The organism is Amylolactobacillus amylophilus DSM 20533 = JCM 1125, from assembly GCF_001936335.1.
Lineage (GTDB): Bacteria > Bacillota > Bacilli > Lactobacillales > Lactobacillaceae > Amylolactobacillus > Amylolactobacillus amylophilus.
Map to the genome: position 1 here is coordinate 1,575,582 of NZ_CP018888.1, position 17,328 is coordinate 1,592,909.

At 42.8% G+C, this 17,328-nt stretch carries 18 protein-coding genes; 2 read left to right on the forward strand and 16 right to left on the reverse strand.

The genetic code is table 11. The features are described from left to right. Positions 1-43: 43 nt before the first annotated feature. The 7 genes from LA20533_RS08185 to LA20533_RS08215 all read right to left on the reverse strand — a co-directional run bounded on the left by LA20533_RS08185 (position 44) and on the right by LA20533_RS08215 (position 6,493). Positions 44-1,657: an ATP-binding cassette domain-containing protein gene (locus tag LA20533_RS08185; RefSeq protein WP_056946164.1), complete on the reverse strand. Its 1,614-nt coding sequence runs from the start codon at positions 1,655-1,657 to the stop codon at positions 44-46. Positions 1,658-1,678: 21 nt separating this feature from the next. Continuing rightward, on the reverse strand, positions 1,679-2,230 hold the full coding sequence (locus tag LA20533_RS08190) for a hypothetical protein (RefSeq protein ID WP_056946166.1): 552 nt from the start codon (positions 2,228-2,230) through the stop codon (positions 1,679-1,681). Then, entirely contained in the window at positions 2,231-3,076 is an 846-nt protein-coding gene (locus LA20533_RS08195; protein WP_056946168.1) for a DUF6895 family protein, read from the reverse strand. A 5-nt stretch (positions 3,077-3,081) separates the two neighbouring features. Next, positions 3,082-3,267 (reverse strand): hypothetical protein, encoded by a 186-nt coding sequence (locus LA20533_RS08200; RefSeq protein ID WP_054745041.1) that lies wholly within the window; start codon positions 3,265-3,267, stop codon positions 3,082-3,084. Between the two features lie 135 nt (positions 3,268-3,402). Further along, positions 3,403-4,779, reverse strand: a complete 1,377-nt coding sequence (locus LA20533_RS08205) for an RsmB/NOP family class I SAM-dependent RNA methyltransferase (protein ID WP_056946170.1) — start codon at positions 4,777-4,779, stop codon at positions 3,403-3,405. Beyond that, the gene (locus LA20533_RS08210; protein ID WP_056946172.1) at positions 4,776-5,756 is read right to left on the reverse strand and encodes a hypothetical protein; all 981 of its coding nucleotides are present in this window, start codon (positions 5,754-5,756) and stop codon (positions 4,776-4,778) included. The genes LA20533_RS08205 and LA20533_RS08210 overlap by 4 nt, the downstream gene beginning before the upstream one ends. Positions 5,757-5,758: 2 nt before the next feature. Beyond that, positions 5,759-6,493 (reverse strand): hypothetical protein, encoded by a 735-nt coding sequence (locus LA20533_RS08215; protein ID WP_082611553.1) that lies wholly within the window; start codon positions 6,491-6,493, stop codon positions 5,759-5,761. Between the two features lie 84 nt (positions 6,494-6,577). Here LA20533_RS08215 and lepB point away from each other — a divergent pair, with 84 nt between their 5' ends. Further along, positions 6,578-7,159 carry a signal peptidase I gene (gene lepB / locus LA20533_RS08220; protein ID WP_056946176.1) on the forward strand — a complete coding sequence of 194 codons (582 nt, stop codon included), beginning with the start codon at positions 6,578-6,580 and terminating at the stop codon, positions 7,157-7,159. Positions 7,160-7,215: 56 nt separating this feature from the next. Beyond that, a complete protein-coding gene (locus LA20533_RS08225; protein WP_054745028.1) occupies positions 7,216-7,398 on the forward strand; it encodes an LBP_cg2779 family protein in 183 nt (60 codons plus the stop codon). A 48-nt stretch (positions 7,399-7,446) separates the two neighbouring features. Here the strand turns inward: LA20533_RS08225 and LA20533_RS08230 are convergent, their stop codons facing one another. The 9 genes from LA20533_RS08230 to glyQ form a co-directional block, all read right to left on the reverse strand. Then, positions 7,447-7,632, reverse strand: coding sequence for a 2-hydroxymuconate tautomerase (locus tag LA20533_RS08230; RefSeq protein ID WP_054745026.1), 186 nt, complete (start codon positions 7,630-7,632; stop codon positions 7,447-7,449). An 84-nt stretch (positions 7,633-7,716) separates the two neighbouring features. After that, the gene (gene mscL / locus LA20533_RS08235; RefSeq protein ID WP_162254387.1) at positions 7,717-8,283 is read right to left on the reverse strand and encodes a large conductance mechanosensitive channel protein MscL; all 567 of its coding nucleotides are present in this window, start codon (positions 8,281-8,283) and stop codon (positions 7,717-7,719) included. Between the two features lie 112 nt (positions 8,284-8,395). Beyond that, complete coding sequence (gene pepT, locus LA20533_RS08240; protein WP_056946181.1) at positions 8,396-9,628, reverse strand: peptidase T; 1,233 nt, start codon at positions 9,626-9,628, stop codon at positions 8,396-8,398. Positions 9,629-9,657: 29 nt separating this feature from the next. After that, on the reverse strand, positions 9,658-10,464 hold the full coding sequence (locus LA20533_RS08245) for a Nif3-like dinuclear metal center hexameric protein (protein WP_054745023.1): 807 nt from the start codon (positions 10,462-10,464) through the stop codon (positions 9,658-9,660). Then, positions 10,451-11,155 carry a tRNA (adenine(22)-N(1))-methyltransferase gene (locus tag LA20533_RS08250; protein WP_056946183.1) on the reverse strand — a complete coding sequence of 235 codons (705 nt, stop codon included), beginning with the start codon at positions 11,153-11,155 and terminating at the stop codon, positions 10,451-10,453. The genes LA20533_RS08245 and LA20533_RS08250 overlap by 14 nt, the downstream gene beginning before the upstream one ends. Positions 11,156-11,253: 98 nt before the next feature. Beyond that, positions 11,254-12,465, reverse strand: a complete 1,212-nt coding sequence (gene rpoD / locus LA20533_RS08255) for an RNA polymerase sigma factor RpoD (protein WP_075362760.1) — start codon at positions 12,463-12,465, stop codon at positions 11,254-11,256. 11 nt (positions 12,466-12,476) lie between these two features. Continuing rightward, positions 12,477-14,306 (reverse strand): DNA primase, encoded by a 1,830-nt coding sequence (gene dnaG / locus LA20533_RS08260; RefSeq protein ID WP_056946185.1) that lies wholly within the window; start codon positions 14,304-14,306, stop codon positions 12,477-12,479. Positions 14,307-14,346: 40 nt separating this feature from the next. After that, on the reverse strand, positions 14,347-16,413 hold the full coding sequence (gene glyS, locus LA20533_RS08265) for a glycine--tRNA ligase subunit beta (protein ID WP_056946187.1): 2,067 nt from the start codon (positions 16,411-16,413) through the stop codon (positions 14,347-14,349). After that, on the reverse strand, positions 16,406-17,317 hold the full coding sequence (gene glyQ, locus LA20533_RS08270; protein WP_056946189.1) for a glycine--tRNA ligase subunit alpha: 912 nt from the start codon (positions 17,315-17,317) through the stop codon (positions 16,406-16,408). The genes glyS and glyQ overlap by 8 nt, the downstream gene beginning before the upstream one ends. Positions 17,318-17,328: the final 11 nt, after the last annotated feature.

Below are 17,328 nucleotides of genomic sequence, written 5' to 3' on the forward strand. Positions count from 1 at the left end.
CAAACCTGTTAAAAGGTTTGTATTTTTTAATTTTGCATTAATATTAGGCTAAGCTCCACGCAGTTGCTTCATCCAGGCGAATTACTTGAGTGTAATCCCTAAACTCGTCTTCAGGTACATGGTGTGCAACCTCAATTAATGTTTGGTCATCATTCATAAATAATTCGTGGATTTGCTTCGCCGTCTTTTCATCTAAGGATGAGGTGGCCTCGTCCGCTAACAAAATAGGTCGATTAAAAAGCCGGGCACGGGCAATCTCTAAGCGCTGGAGCTCACCGCCTGAAAGATTATGACCGTTTTCACCAACTTTGTAGTTTAACCCTTCATCTGTGGCAAATTGAGATAAACCCGCATCAGTCAAGGCAGCTTTAATCTTATCATTGCCGAATTCTAGCCCCAAGGTCATGTTAAACTTGACCGTTGAATCAAAAGCAAAAGGTGTCTGGTCAATCCATGCAAATTGCTGGCGCAGAGTACCAGTGCTATATGCAGAACTTGGTTGATCGTTATAGTAGTAGGTTCCAGATGAGGGCTTGAGGTCTTCCTCCAAAATATGAAGTAACGTGGACTTGCCAAAGCCGGACGGAGCCATGATTAAAATTTTATCTCCAGCTTGAACGTTCAGGTCGAGGTGTTCAAATAGCGGATGATCATTCATCTTTATTGAAACATCTGCTAGACGAAGACTATCAAATTTGACTGGTTCACCATCAGTAAAGGCTCCTTCTTCATTAACGAACTCTTCCTTGGCTGCCAAAACTTTGGTTTGAATTTCAGTGACGGTCTGTCGCTCGTTGTTGGCCGTCACAATTGACATTAACGGATTTGTAACACTGTTAGATAACTGCATCACAGCAATGAAACTCGCAATTGTTAAAGCTCCGCCGATGATGCGATAGACACCAACACCAAATGGGATGGTCATAGCCGTGACCATGGCTACAGTATAGGCAAAAGAATTGACGACCCCGATGGTTAGATTCATCTTCCGCAGTGCATCTTCAAGCTTGGTAGCAAACTTTATTAGTTGTGAATTCATCACTTTTTCAGCGTGGTAAACTCTGATTGATTGTTTCCCGGTCAAAACATCTTTTAAGTGTGCGGTAAATTTACTGTTGGTAGCTGACCATTCCGCGCCCTTCTTATTGATTGTTCCCTGTGTGAACTGGGAGATAACGATGGGCACGAGTGAACCAATAAAAAAGGCAATGGTGGTCCAGATATCGTAAGTGACGGATGCAACAAGGGCGAAAATAAACGTAAAGAGATTCGTAATCATGTTCATTTCGGTCTTAATTCCGTTTGTTTCGAGTAACTTGAGGTCATTGGTCATAAATGAGATATTATCGGAGATAGAAGTGTTGGCCGCCGGCTCCCGTAGAATATGCTGAAACATTACCTGTTTAATTTCCAGGTTTGCTGAAGCTACAAAACTAGTTTCAGCGTTAGCTTGTAATAAACTCACACCGAGAAAGATAAGAAACCCGCCACCTGCAAGAACCGTATTTTCGAGGAAAATCTGCATACTCCCCTTCGTGGCTGCGCTGATGAATTGACCAAGAATATAGGCAACAAAGACTGCTTGAAAGCTATCTATAATTGTCCAAAACAAATAGTTCACCAACTTAGCCTTTTGACCAAATTTAAAGATTAACATTTTAATTCCCCCTGTTGTGAATTATTTGTGGCGCACCGGTTTATCTATGGATCTAAGTAAGTTTTCAACTAAATCAAGGATAGTTGAGTCAATATTATGGTCTTTCAGCTCACCTTTCATTGACTCAATGATTGGAGTGATATAACTTAAAGTGAAATGAAAAAATGTTTGTTCATGATATCGATTAAGAATACAGACCAAAAAAGCAAATTCTAGTAATTTGTAGTGATTGGTGGCCGAGACAAAGCAGCCCTCCAAAGTAACAAAGTCATCTTGAGCTAGTCTCCTGTTGGAAAAGAATAGTTCCAAGCTGAGGTTTGCCAATAACTCGTTTAGTTCTGGTTCGTCTAATGTTAACCATGAATCATCAATCGGTCGATCGGCAATAAAACTTTCAGTTAGTATTTGAGCCAATTGCGGTAGTACCTGTCGTCTCTGTCGTAGTTCCAAGCTTACAAGAATTTCCGTGAAACCAAAGTTTTCACAGTGTACAGCACTTAATAATCGTTGATTGAGAGCATCATAATTGTCTTGTTGTAGTAAGACTATGTATTGAGAATTAGATTCGTTCATCTATGATCCCTCTGATTCATTAAGTTTCTTAACAAGCATTCGTAGCACCAAGATTGTGTGGTAGTAGTGTACGCAGTTATGCAGATCTTGATTCTCTGCAAGTACTTGTTCGAAGAACTCAGTAACCTTGGTCAGGCCCTTTGCAAAGAGTGGTGGATACTCCTCAAGAATTGCACAGCAAAGTAGAATTTCCGCGAGTATATCCAGCATGGATTCTTGTAGTGCATAGAATAATACTATTCTCAAGTATTTGCTGAAAACAATCCTTAGCCTAGTTTTAATTTTTGCTTTACCAAGTAAAGACAAATAAAGTACCATGTGGGTGGCTTCGTAGATGTTGGCAATGGTTTGTGAGGGATCCGTGAGGTGTAGTACCAGATTGGACCGCTCAAATTGATGCTCGATATTCTGATTAGAATCATCACGGAAGACCGCTTCATAGCACTTGACTTCAAATTTCTGCATTGCTGTTAATTGCACTTTGTCTAACACAGCATCTAACCTGAAAGCATATTCATTCAACTTGGTACTATTAGTACTCGACATCCCTCTCTGATAAATTAAGGCAAGATATTTGATAGGTATCAGCTTGATATCCTGCTTCTTGTCGCTCAAAATAGCAACTGTAAAGCGCTGATTCATTCGAGCAACCTCGGCGGAATCTGTATTCAACCAAAATATTGAAGAGAAAAGTAACTCTGATTTAATCTTCAACTGGAAATCGGCTTCATCAGTCACCCCGGTCATCTGGTAGTGAAATTGGCTTTTCGCAATATCAAAAAAGGCTAGATTTGTTTCTAGCCAATTCGTTAATTGAGTACTTAATATTAAAAAATTAGGAAACATTATGATTAGATACCAGTAGTAATATCTGGCTTTGTCTTTTTGGATGCTCCATTAAACACAATTCCGGATTTATAAATCATGATAAACCTGACTTGTCCTTCTGATTCTGAAACAGTTAAACGTTTGTTAGCTCTTTCCAGCTTGTCGCCGATAATTAGGGTCTTATTATCTCTGTCAAAATTAAATTTCATCGTCATCCTCCATCATGATTATGTCAAGTATACTAATATTTGCCGTTTTCCTTTTTAAATAATTTTAATATTCTCCTTTTTTAATTATTATAAAACTTCATTTAACATTGTCAACAAAAAGTTAGCTGGTCTTATTTATCTCCTCAGGCCCTTTGGATAAAAGTTCTTTAGGATACCATCGTTGCCGAGCTTACCCCAACTGAAGATTTTATGTTGGTATGCAACCGGTAAGAAACCACGGAGTGGCGACTCTACCTTGATGGTTTCACCATGAACAAATTTCCTGAATTCCTCATCAGAATTCAATTTAATAAACGGTACTGAATCGGGATCCAGTATCTGCACTAGTTGATGGTGTGGTAAGAAGCGCTTCTTCTTCAGTTCACCAAGTTCTAAGCCATTTCTGAGTATTCTGAGTCCCTTAATTGCTGCTGGGTTAATGATAGGCAGGAATACATGATTATTGGATATGGTTGGCTGTCTCTTGCCACTGAGCAGATCAGTTTGTTTAATCTTGGCAAAAAATTCTCGAATGGCATCTTGATCGAATACATTTTTTCTTGAGTCAAAGGCCATTAGCTGTGCTGCTACATGCGATTCATTCGCTGCCACAGCTGAACTTTTCTCTAGTATTGCGACAAATTGTCCCTCGCCGAAATTTCTCTGGGGCCAGAAACGGGCGGTATATCTTAACTCAGCATTACCAGTTGTCCCCCACTCTGGGTGGCCCGGATCAAACTCTGCCCTTGTTTGAATCGGAACCAGTTTCATATCTGAAAATTGACCAAGTAAATATTCAACAATTTGTTCATTTTCTTCGGGAGAAAATGTGCACGTTGAATATATTAGTCGACCACCTGGCCGTAACATCGCATAAGCGGCGGAAACTATTTCCTGCTGTCTAATTTGACATGTTGCGACATAATCTGGACTCCAATACTTGACGGCTACCGGGTCCTTTCTAAACATACCTTCACCAGAACAGGGCGCATCCACCACGATTTTATCGAAAAAGCCGGTGAAATACGGGACTAGTCGCGCCGGACTTTCGTTCAATACCAAAGAATTTTGAATTCCCCAACGCTCAACATTTTCTAATAGTGTTTTTGCCCGCGACTGGTTAATCTCATTTGCAACAAGTACCCCTTGCTGGTGCAACCCACTCGCCAGTTGGGTCGTCTTACCACCTGGTGCCGCACAGAGATCGAGCACTCGTTCTCCAGGGTGAACAGCGGCAGCCTCTGCAACAAACATGGCGGCTGGGTCCTGGGAATAAACATAGCCAGCAAGCTGCTCTATGCTATGACCATCTATTTGCCCGACATAGGCATCTTTAATCAGTGCCAACTTTTCGGTCAGGTCTTGTTTAACATCTTTATAGCCTGACTTGAGTGGGTTTAAGCGAAATGCCTTTTTGGTGGGCTCTTGTAGTGCATTAAACAACTTGTTGGCCTCATCGCTCCCTAAGAGACCAGTAAATTTTTCAGTAAACTCAATGGGTAAATCAATCATTTTATATCTAATCCTTTATTGACTTTTTTGGTAGTACTTTTCGGTAGCACAATCATCGAGAAGTTAATATTCAAGATTACAAGCAAAATTACTAATAGCCATACATATTGGCTGATTTGACTGAAGTAAAAGAAGTAGTGGGAAATAATTAGTGCCAGACCTGCCAAAACCAGGGTAAAGCCACCAAAGCGAATTACGATGTTGGTCTGTAGGCTTTGGAATAGACTATCTCGAAGTTCTGTATTCTTGTTAGCCCTTCTTGTGCCAATCCCAAGTAAAGTCGCAACCACCAAACCCACAAGAATAGAGAACACGGCCAGTGCGAAAAGATAAACGGGCTGTTGTCTATCCTGCATAATCTTTTGGATGAAGCGGGGTTGCTTTACTTTACCACCGATATGATGAGCGATGCTCGAATATTGTTTCTGAGAAAGGCCATCAATTACCAGTGTGTAATCATTTAAAAAATTCTTATTCGTGGTTTGGTGCAGACCGGTGGTGATGTAGTAATTATCCTTTTGATAACCTTCACGCAAACTGCCAACTACAGAGATATAGCGATTATCATACAAAATATACGGGTTACCCTGAATCTCCTCCACATCGGCGGAAGAGTATTTCGTGTACAAAGCAAACGGAATGATTCCGTCAAAATCGCTTTTTGTAAGGAAACGGCCCTTCTCAATGGGTAATTTTGTCAAATCAAAATTAGACCAGACCAAAATCTGACTGTTCTCTGTTTTATTGGTCAGCTGAATTTGGACCTTTTCCTTAGCATAATTCTGATCAACGTAAGCCAATAATTGCTTAATTGGGACTTTGTTCAGTGTTGTAATTTCTTTTGCCGAGGTTGAAAGTCCGTTTGTCGCAAGTGTCAATTCAGCGTTATTCGCTTGCACACGCGAAACCAATAGGCCTAGCAGCAAGAAGCTTAGGAATAGCGTAAAGTACAAAATGTTTTTCTTCAGATTAGACATAATTACTCAACTTTCAGAATTTTCTCGTTGATGAAATCAAAGCTTTTGAAGCTGCGGTTAATGGCAGCACTAATAGTTGAAACCTTTGCTGTACGCCAAAATGCAGTTGAATTAGTCGCACCACCGCGTTCTCCCACCATCAATAATAAAGGTTTTCGCGGTAAGTTTCTATAAGCTTCGAGCAAAGCAATATCGGCATCGCCGAAATTAGGCGCCCAGGCCAGAATCACGAAATCCGCGACTGTGGCATAGCGAATGAGCGCCTCGATAGCTGTTAGCCTGGTTACCGGCGCAAAGTTCCTGGCGCCTGTCGCACTAGTTACGCTCCACGACAGGTCATCTGTTGCAACCATGTTAACTCCTACATCTTGAAAGGCTTTCGTCCACTGGGCATTTCCGGCCATTATTTCAAGGCCATCATGCAGATGATATTTCATCGCAATTAATTCCGCCGTGGTCAAGTTTGGAATCGACCAGAGACCAAATTCTTGCGCGAGGTAATTGCGAAGATTATTCAATAGCTGATTGATCACCTTAATTTCAAGTTCTTTCGTTGGCGCCTGTTCACACAGTCTCTCCAGCTTGTCCGGCAAAAAGCCGATATCTGCTAGATGCTTTTTGGGAATTCGCTGGTCGCCTAGAATGGTAGTTAACTCGTTAATTTGATGCACCTGCTTCGTTACATCTTGTAATCCGATTTCTTGTGCTAACCAGTTTAATTTAGCTAAATATTTCATCAATCTTCACCTTTGAGAGATTTTAACATGCAGAACCGTCAAAATCAGTTATAATATATTGTAATACAAATGAGGAGCTAGCTGATGACAACTAATAAATATGCAAAAGAAAACACCGAGAATGACTCACTCTTTAAATGGTTCCTACAAGTCATAGTATTAGCTCTAATATTTCTCGGCGCATATTTTCTTGTATTTAAGTTCGTCCTTTCAAACGAAATTGTCTCTGGGCCCTCGATGGAGCCAACTTTTAAAGACGGCGATCGCTTGATTGCTAACAGACACCCAACCATTAATCGCTACGACGTTGTAGTACTCGATGCACCAGACAGTCCTGGTACATTATACATCAAGCGCGTGATTGGCCTTCCAGGAGATACGATTAGTTCTAAGAACGATGTAACATACATCAACGGTAAAGCAGTCAAGGAGCCTTACCTTGATGAATACAAGAAAGATTTGCCCGAGGGGCAGCAATTTACAGCAGATTTCAGTTTGCAATCTATCTTTGGCGTAGAGAAAGTTCCGGCAGATTCCTACTTTGTAATGGGTGATAACAGAAATGTCAGTCGGGACAGCCGGATGATTGGCTTCATCAAAAAATCGGCGATTGAGGGTAAGGTCAAGTTCAGGTATTTCCCCTTCACTAGAATGCAGTTCTATTAATTTTATTTTGCAGTGAAAATTGCTAAAATTAATTTATATTAGATGAGGTGATAAAGATGAATCCAGATAATTTGTCAGACTTAATTGTTGAGTACCAAAGAAAACATTCAATGAACGATGCAGGATTGGCCTTTGCCAGCCACCTAGCAGTTGAGAAAATTCACGGCATGAAGACTGGTGAGGCCGACGCGTCGGAAGCTGAGATTAGTCAGCTACTTGACTTCATTCAACGTAATTAGAAAAGGTTCAAATTTGATTACTATTAATCAAGTTTGAACCTTTTTGGTTTATTCAGCGCTTTTGAGCACTCCACCCACACTGTAGTGTTCTTTTTTCATCTCGTTTAGAACAATATGGACGTGTTCTGCGGGTGCACCAGTATTCTTCACGATTGCTGCAGTAACCTCCTCAACCATCTTACTTAGTTGTTCAGCCGAACGTCCTTCAATTAAATCAATGTGTACTAGAGGCATGATCCCTACTCCTTTATTATTATTTATTGTCCTATTCTAGCATTTTAGGCAGCTTTTGCCAAAAAACAGCTGGGGTTTATCAAGCTAACGTTTCGCTGCGTCGAAACGCTCTTTCACGGCGAGAATATCTTCTCGTTTTTTTATATCTGCTTTTAAAGTACGCAACTCCTCTTCACGCCGATTCAGTTCGAGGTTACGTCTCATCATTCGGTTATTTAGCTGTAATTCACGCAAAATCTGTGCCTGTATCTCGTCGCCGGTCAGCGCACCAGCAGCATCCTGCTTCATGATGGTCTTTTGCATGGCACGAATAACAATGTAAACGGCGATTGCGGTAATCAAGAAATTGATTAATTGGCTAATAAAATGCCCCCAGCTGATTACTATCTGGCCTTGCCCCAAAACGAGCTTCTGGTTAACCAACAGCACAGATTTACCTGTTATTTTCGAAATGATTGGATCGAATAAATCCGTGATGAATGCCTGAATCACCTTCGACAGTGCATTACCAACTAGGAAACCAACGGCAAAGTTGACGATATTCCCGGTAGCGAGGAAATCTCGAAAATCGTTGAAGACGTGGACAGATTTTTCACCGATTGCACTATCTATCTGTGCTTGCTTCTGATTTTGACTACTTCTTTTTTCCAAAAAGTTCCAACTCCTTTTCAACTTGTTCAATTTAACATATTTATGTAAATATTTGGTGAATTTCAGCTTAAGTTTGCCATAAAAAAAGGCCATGTGGCCTTTTTTGTATATACTACTTGTTCGTGTTCAACTCGCTAATTTTCAGCAGTACATCTACTGCCTTTTCCATAGACTGCAGGGCCACATATTCATACCGACCGTGCATATTCTCGCCACCGGCAAACAGGTTTGGTGTTGGTAGTCCCATAAATGAAATCTTAGAGCCATCAGTTCCACCACGAACTGGTTCCTCATCTGGCTCAATACCGAGCGCACACATGGCATTCTCTGCCAGTTCAACTACATCCATATGATCCTTCATCACCTCAACCATGTTGAAGTATTGTTCGACCATCGTTGTCTTGATACGTGGCTCAGCAAATTTTTGATTAATTTCCTTTGCAATATCAAGTACGAGTTGGCGGCGACGATTGAGCCCCGCGCGCTCAAAGTCCCGGATGATGTAGTCCATGTGGGCATCCTCGGCTGTGCCGTTTAGATTAAGTAGGTGGAAGAATCCCTCTCGCCCTTCAGTAGTTTCGGCACGTTCAGCAGCTGGCAAGCTGTTATGGAAATCAATTGCCAGCTGAATTGCACTAACCATTTTCCCCTTTGCTTCACTAGGATGGACATTTGTTCCTTGAATATCGACTTTCAGGCCGATCGCACTGAATGTTTCGAATTCAAGCTGGCCCACAGGGCCGCCATCAACCGTGTAGGCGAAATCAGCGCCAAAGTCAGCAACATCAAATTTATCTGCACCCGTACCGATTTCCTCGTCGGGACCAAAGGCCACACGAATTTTGCCGTGTTCAATCTCTGGCCGTACGATGAGGTATTCGGCCAAAGTCATGATTTCCGCCACACCAGCTTTATCATCTGCGCCTAAGAGCGTGGTTCCGTCAGTCGTGATTAGCGTCTGTCCTGCATATTTCTTTAGGCTAGGGAAAGAACTTGGATCAAGTTTGAATTCACTCTCGCCAAGATTGATGACACTTTGGCCGTCGTAATTTTCGACGATTTGGGGATTAATATTCTCCGAATTGAAATCGGCCGTATCGACGTGACTGATAAAGCCGATGACTGGCACGTCCTTAGTTGTCGTTGCGGGAATTGTCGCTGTCACATAACCATTAACTTTATTATATTTAACCTCAGCCAAGCCCAATTGTTCTAATTCTGCGACTAACTTTTGCAGGAAAACAACTTGATTTTGTGTTGAAGGGACGCTATTTGAGTATTCATCTGAGCGGGTGTTCTCCTTCACGTAGCCCAGAAAACGTGGTAATAAAGTTTCGTATTTCATCTATTTGCTCCTTATCTGAGAATCGCTGTTTAAATAAATTGGTATGGATCAGTGGAAATTTGTGATGGTACAAAGTCGACGCCCCATTTATTAGCGGCAGACCATTCATTTAATTTATCCGACATCACCCGTTTGAAGATTTGCTCAATATGGTGACCTGGGTCGATTACGGCCAAATTTGCGGCCAGCATATCGTGTCCGGTGTGGTAGTATACGTCTCCCGTAATGAAGAGGTCTAACTGATTGGTAATTGCCTGTTGGAAGTACTTTCCGCCGTCACCACCGATTATACCGACTTTTTGGATTAATTGGTGCGGATTATTGGCAATCAGGCGTAATCCTTCTAATTTAAAAATCTGTTTGATTTTCTCAGCAAAATTAGCTAGTTCAACTGGTTGTTTCAATACTCCCTTACGTCCAAGACCAATCGGACAACCGTCTTCGTTTAGTTCGAAGGCGAACGGTTTAATTTGCTCTAGCTGTAATTTTTCGGCGAGCCAATCATTCATGCCATGTTTTGCACAGTCAATGTTTGTATGCGCCGAATAAACTGTGATGTCGTGCTTAATAATCTCAGCATACATTGCGTTTTGCGGATCCCTGTAATCTAGGTTTTTAGCTGGTTTGAACATGGCAGGATGATGACTAAAGATAAAGTGGATATTCGAGTCGATTGCTTCCTGGACGATTTCTGGACGCACATCGAGCGTGACCAAAGCCTTAGTAATCCCCTCGTCTGCAGAACCAATCTGCAGTCCGACCGGATCTCCCGGCAGGGCAAGAGACTTGGGTGCAAATTCCTCGATTTTTGCAATAATTTCTTTAATCTCTGTCATTTGAAAATAACTCCTCGATTTGCTGCATTTCTTGTTGTACCTCTGTTAATTTTGCTAAATTACTGGGCGATTCCTTGGCCATTCCTAGGTTGGCCGCCAAAACCTTCAGATAGGCTGCCCGACTACGCCATTTATCCCTGAATGTTGGGCTCATTTCAGTCATTAATACAGGGCCAAAGAGCAATTGGTTGGGCGACAATTGCCTGATCTTCTTCGCAACTTGTGCCTTAATAATCTCGTATGTGTGGCGTTCGTCCGCAACGATAGTTTCAGCAATAATATGATAGCGGTGCTCCATCAACCACTGTCGAACCAGTGGTTCATTGATATTTGGTTCCAGAATCAACGTTTCAAATCTCTGACCAGATGCCAGTGCATCAGTCAGAATTTGCGTGATGAGCTTACCGCCCATGCCGGCGATGATGACGGTGTTGATTTCGTCATCAGGTTCAATTGTCGAAAGTCCGGGCCCCATTCGAACTAAAATTCGGCCCTCTAGGCCCGCACTCTCAATATTATTCCTTGCGTTCTCTAAAGGTCCTGCACCAATATCGCTGGCAATCGCAAAGTCAATCTGTTGCTCCTCTACTAGTGCGATTGGTACATACGCATGATCGGTGCCAACATCGGCAACCCTTTGTCCCTGATCGACCATGTCTGATACTGCTTGTAGGCGGGGAGTTAAAGGCATATTTGCGCTTCTTTCTGCTTTATTTTGCGTTCCCACATGACTATCATTTTAGCATAAAAAGGAACAAAAAAAGCCCCATTCCGGGGCAAATTTATTCGTTAGTCTAGAAAATCCTTAAGTTGATTTGAACGACTAGGGTGCCGTAACTTACGCAGCGCCTTGGCCTCGATTTGACGAATACGTTCACGCGTAACGCCAAAGACCTTACCAACCTCTTCTAGAGTTCTCGTCCGTCCATCGTCCAAGCCAAAACGTAACCGCAACACGTTTTCTTCGCGGTCCGTTAACGTATCTAAGACATCCTCAAGTTGTTCTTTCAACAACTCATACGAAGCGTGATCCTCAGGGCTCGTCGCATCTTGATCCTCGATGAAGTCACCCAAATGTGAATCATCCTCTTCACCAATTGGCGTCTCTAAGGAGACTGGCTCCTGTGCAATCTTCAGAATTTCACGAACCTTCTCGGTCGTCATGTCCATCTCGGCACCGATTTCCTCCGGTGTAGGTTCACGCCCAAGGTCTTGGAGCAGCTGACGTTGAATTCTAATCAATTTGTTGATTGTCTCAACCATATGAACCGGAATTCGAATCGTCCTTGCTTGGTCGGCAATGGCACGGGTAATCGCCTGTCTAATCCACCAAGTAGCGTAAGTGGAGAACTTAAATCCGAGACGATAATCGAATTTATCGACTGCCTTCATTAAACCCATATTTCCCTCTTGAATTAAGTCGAGGAATTGCATACCACGCCCTACATAACGTTTCGCAATCGACACCACCAGACGGAGATTGGCTTCTGCAAGCTCTTGTTTCGCGCTGGCGTCACCCTGTTCGATTCTATGGGCAATCTCTACCTCTTGCTCGGCCTTTAAGAGCGGTACTCTACCAATTTCTTTCAGGTACATTCTGACAGGATCATTCATTCGAATGTTTGAAGGAGCGCTCACGTTCTTTAGCTCTGATTTTTCGACATTTTTTTGTTTCTTCAGTGCTAGTGGGCTTGGCTCACCCTTCTCATCAACGATACTGATACCATTATCTTCAAACTCTTGGACCAGTTGATCAATTGCCTGATCCTCGAGATAGAATGGCTTGACTAACTGCTCAATAAAATTGGTCTCAGTGATTTCCTTTTCTTTCTTGGCTTCTTTAACAACCACCTTCACAGCTTGGTCTAAAGTTTGACCGTCGACTTGTAGTTCTCCCTCGTCGTTGGTTTTTACTTGATCCTTAGTTGTCTTTGCCTTTGCGGTCTTCGTAGTTTTCGTTACTTTAGCGGTTTTCTTCGTGCTCTCTTTTTTTTCAGCCATTAAGAATACTCCTATAATCTCATCATTCTCTGCAGAGTTATAATTTTCTGAGTCAAAGCGACTTCCGCATCTTCATCGTGTTTACGTTTGGCCTCATTTAGTTCGTCTGTTAATGACGCAATTTGCCGCCGAACACGTTCTTTTGCGAAAGCTGCTAAATAATCATCAACCTCATCCATGCTGTAATCTTCCGGCATTTCAGACATCTCAACATTGACAATTATACTCTTTAACTCCTCAGGGACATAATCTAAAAAACTATCAACCTTTATATTATCATGCGTATCTCTAAAATTTTCCCATAAATTAGCAATTTTTGCAAAGTTTTGGTCTTGGAACTCAAAATTTTGTTCATGGAGATACTCCATTACCTCGTCATAATGGAGCTGCAAATACAACAACCTTCGTTCTGCCCGACTGATTGCGGTATCGACACCTGTTGCTTGGTTTTGCATGGGCTCAGGGCCATAACTACTTTGGCCTTGCTGATTTTGGGCCTGAGTATTTTGACTACGCCGTTGTACTTGCCGGTTTAGCCGGCGAACACGCACCAACTGGCCTTTTAAGGCATCGGTCGAAACAGATAGTTGATCCGCTAGTTGATTAAGATAAATCTCGGCAGCCACTGGCGAATTCACGGTTGCAATCAGCTTGACCGCCTCTTCGCCATACTCAACTTTCTCCCGGTCATTTGCCAGATTATATTTCTGTTGCAAAACCTTCAACCGAAACTCTGTTGGTGTCACCGCGCCCTGTAATTCGTGGCGAAACTTCTCTGCACCATATTTCTTGATAAACTCGTCAGGATCGAGCTGCTCTGGTAAAGTGACCACACCAACTTCCAGGTCAAAATTTTTCTCATTGAACAGTACTAGGGCGCGCTCTGTAGCCTTTTGCCCGGGTTGATCACCATCGTACGCAAGAATAAGCTTGTTTGTGACCCGCCTGATTGCGTAAATTTGTTCATCGGTCAAACTCGTACCCATCGAGGCAATGCCGTTTTTCACGCCTGCCTGCGTGGCACTAATCACATCCATATAACCTTCAAACAGGATGAGATGTTGGTCATTCTTCAAGGTGGTTTTGGCCTGATCGAAGTTGAACAGTAATTTACTCTTGGTAAAAATTTTGGTTTCCGGACTATTGAGATACTTTGGTTGGTTTGAATCTTGATTGAGCTTTCGTCCGGAGAATGCAATAATTTGTCCCGACTGGTCTTTTAAGGGAAACATTACGCGATCGCGAAAACGGTCGAAGAGTTCTCCATTGTCATTTTCAACAAACAGTCCAGATGCGCGTAATTCGTCCGCCGTAAAATCCTGTTGTTGTAGATACTCCAGTAGAATGTTATGGACATCCGGTGCATAGCCCAGTCCAAAGCTTTCAATCGCTGCAGCCGTAATCTGGCGACCCTTAAGGTAATCGAGTGCTTTAATACCGGTCTTTGTGGCATTTAAAATGTGTGCGTAAAATACTTCTGCCTCTTGATACATCTTCTTGAGCTTGTAAGAAACTGAACTCTTTTCCTGCACGCTGCGCTGGTTATCCGGCAGCTCAATGTTCGCATCTTGAGCAATCTTTCTAACGGCCTCTTGAAAGTTCATATCTTCAATATCCATGATGAACTTGAACAGGTTCCCGGCACGACCACAACTAAAACAATGATACAGTTGCTTATCTTCACTTACGGAAAAAGAAGGGGTTTTCTCTTCATGAAACGGACACAAACCCATGTAGTTTTTGCCTTTACGGCTTAGCTCCACATACTGACCAATTACATCAACAATATTTACTTGTTGGCGCACGTTTTCTATCACGCTATCGTCAAAGTATCCTGCCATTTTGAGTAACCCCCTTACTTTTTATTTTATCCTATGGTAATTACTTAATTACCAATTGACTTAAATCACCTAATTGATGTGAAAGGCGATTCAAAATACTTAGTTGAGTTAACCTATTCATTCGAACCGCATCATCGTCAGCCATGATCATATTATCGTTGAAGTAACTCTCAATGATTGGCCTTACGTCGACGAATTCTTCATAGAGTTGTTCAAAGTCTGTTTGCTCCATCAATACGGCCGTGGCGTTTGCCAATTCTACTTCCGAATCATTCTCAAACAAGGTGTCATCGACAACTTTATTACCAGCCGGTTTGACCTTCTTCAAAATGTTATTGATTCTAGTGAGGGCCTCAACTACCGGCTTAAATTGTTGATCGTCATGATGCTGTTCAAGCACTTGAGCAGCCTGGTTAATCTTCAATGGATCCTGTTGAATTGAAGCTAATACAGCATCTATCACATCATACCTGTAGTCCGCTACTTGTAGATATTGTTTGACACGATCACGGATGAAGCTGGCTATTTGGGCAGTCTCCGCGCCGCTCTTTGGCAGTGGCGCTGGTGTGAGACCATCTAACCCTGCAATTAATTCAGGTAATGCAGTCTGGAAGTCAAGTGCCCATTTTTGCTTCAACAGAATTCTTACGATACCGTATGCATAGCGACGCAAAGCGTAGGGATCGTTTGAACTGGTTGGAATCATGCCTGCGCTAAAGAACGTAATTATCGTGTCTAGCTTGTCACTCAATGCAAGCAGCGCCCCTACCTTAGAACTTGGCAACTTGGATTCTGCGGTGATGGGTTGATAGTGCTCCTTGATTGCTAGACTGACGGCGTCACGTTCACCGGCTAATTTGGCATAATGTTGCCCCATAATCCCCTGTAACTCAGCAAACTCACCGACCATGCCTGTAACCAAATCAAACTTGTAAATCTCACTTGCGCGGTTGAAATCAACCATGCTTTGTTCAGAGAGCGCAAACTGTTGTGCGATGATCTGGCCAATTTTTTGGACACGTTGCATCTTCTCAGCCATCGAGCCGATCTTGTCATGAAACGAAACATTATTTAATCTGTCGACATAGTGACTAATCGGAAACTTCTGGTCTTCTTCATAGAAGAACTTGGCATCGTCTAATCTCGCAACAAGTACCTTCTCATTTCCCATGATGACGTTGTCTAGGTGATCGCGGTTACCGTTACGAACCGCGATAAAGTGATTGCTCAATTTCCCATCCTGGTCACGAACATCGAAGTAACGTTGATTGTCCTTCATAGAGGTAATCAGTACCTCCTCTGGAATTGCCAGATACTGCGCATCAAACGAGCCAGCAAAACTCGTTGGGTACTCGACCAGATTGGTCACTTCTTCTAACAAGCTTTGGTCAAGGTTAACTTGCCAACTATTCGCCGCGGCAAGTTCCTTAATCTGACTCGTGATAATTGCCTTGCGGTCGGCTGCGTCAGCGATGACAAATTCGTTTTTCAAAGCTTCCTCATAATCATCAGCCCGCGCAAGCACTACGGGGTCTCCGAGAAATCTGTGACCCTTAGTTTGCCGGCCAGCCTGCACATCAACCACCGAAAATGGCACAACAACATCATCCAATAAAGAAACCAACCAGTGAATCGGCCGAATATATTCGAAGTCGTTACTTGCCCAGCGCATCCTCGTTTTAAAGGTCAGGGATTTGATCACACCCGCAAGCTCGGGCAGAATCTCTTGTGCAGTCTTCCCCTTCTTTTGAACGTGAATATATGCGTAACTAGTTCCCTTCAGATCTTCAAAGTAAATATCGTCTACCGTCATCTGTTGTGAATTGGCGAAACCGATTGCCGCTTTGCTCCAATTACCTTCTTGGTCTTGGGCAATCTTTTGCGCAGGACCCTTTTGAACTAAGTCAACGTCGTCTTGCTGTTCACTCAGTCCTTCTACAAGAAGAGCTAATCTTCTTGGTGTAGAGAATGGCTTAATGTTCTTGAATGTTAAACCCTGTTCTTTCAGAAATTTCGTTACCTTTTGCACTAGTTGTTTAATGCTTGGTGTTACCACATGTGCCGGCATTTCCTCCAGCCCAATTTCTAATAAGTAGTTTTTAGTCATTTAAAGCACCAACCTCTGTTTGATTATTCTTCAGTAACGGGAAGCCACGCTTCTCACGCTCTTCAACGAATGCCTTGGCAACTTCATGTGCCATATTTCGGATACGACTCAAGTAACCTGCACGCTCTGTCACAGAGACTGCACCACGAGCATCTAGTAAGTTAAACGTATGGCTACACTTTAAGATATAGTCATATGCGGGATGAACCAAGTTTAAAACCAGTAGCCGTTTAGCCGTCTTCTCGTAGGTATCAAATAATTCCAGGAGGATATCTTGGTTGCTCTCCTCAAAAGCATACTTAGAGTGCTCGTATTCAGGTTCTTTGAAGATATCTCCGTAGAGCACACCATCGCTCCATTCAAGTTCGAATACCGTGCTTACATCTTGGATGTAGGATGCCAAACGCTCAACTCCGTAGGTAATCTCGCTAGTGACGGGTTTAACATCTAGCCCACCAACAACTTGGAAGTAGGTAAACTGTGATACTTCCATACCGTCAAGCCAGACTTCCCAACCAACCCCGGCACAACCCATAGATGGGTTCTCCCAGTTATCCTCCACGAAGCGGATATCATGCTCTAATGGGTCGATACCAAGCGCACGCAAGCTATCAAGGTAGTATTCCTGGATGTCTTTTGGTGATGGCTTCATGACCACCTGGAATTGGTGGTGTTGGAATAGTCTGTTCGGGTTTTCACCGTAACGACCATCAGCGGGGCGACGCGAAGGCTCCACATAAGCTGCATTCCAGGGTTCCGGCCCAACGGCACGCAGGAAAGTATAGGGGCTCATGGTCCCAGCACCCTTCTCGACGTCGTAGGCATTCATGATCATACAGCCTTTAGAGGCCCAGAACTCTTGTAATTTAAAAATCATTTGTTGAATGTTCAATTTTTCAGTCATTTTTTCTCCTT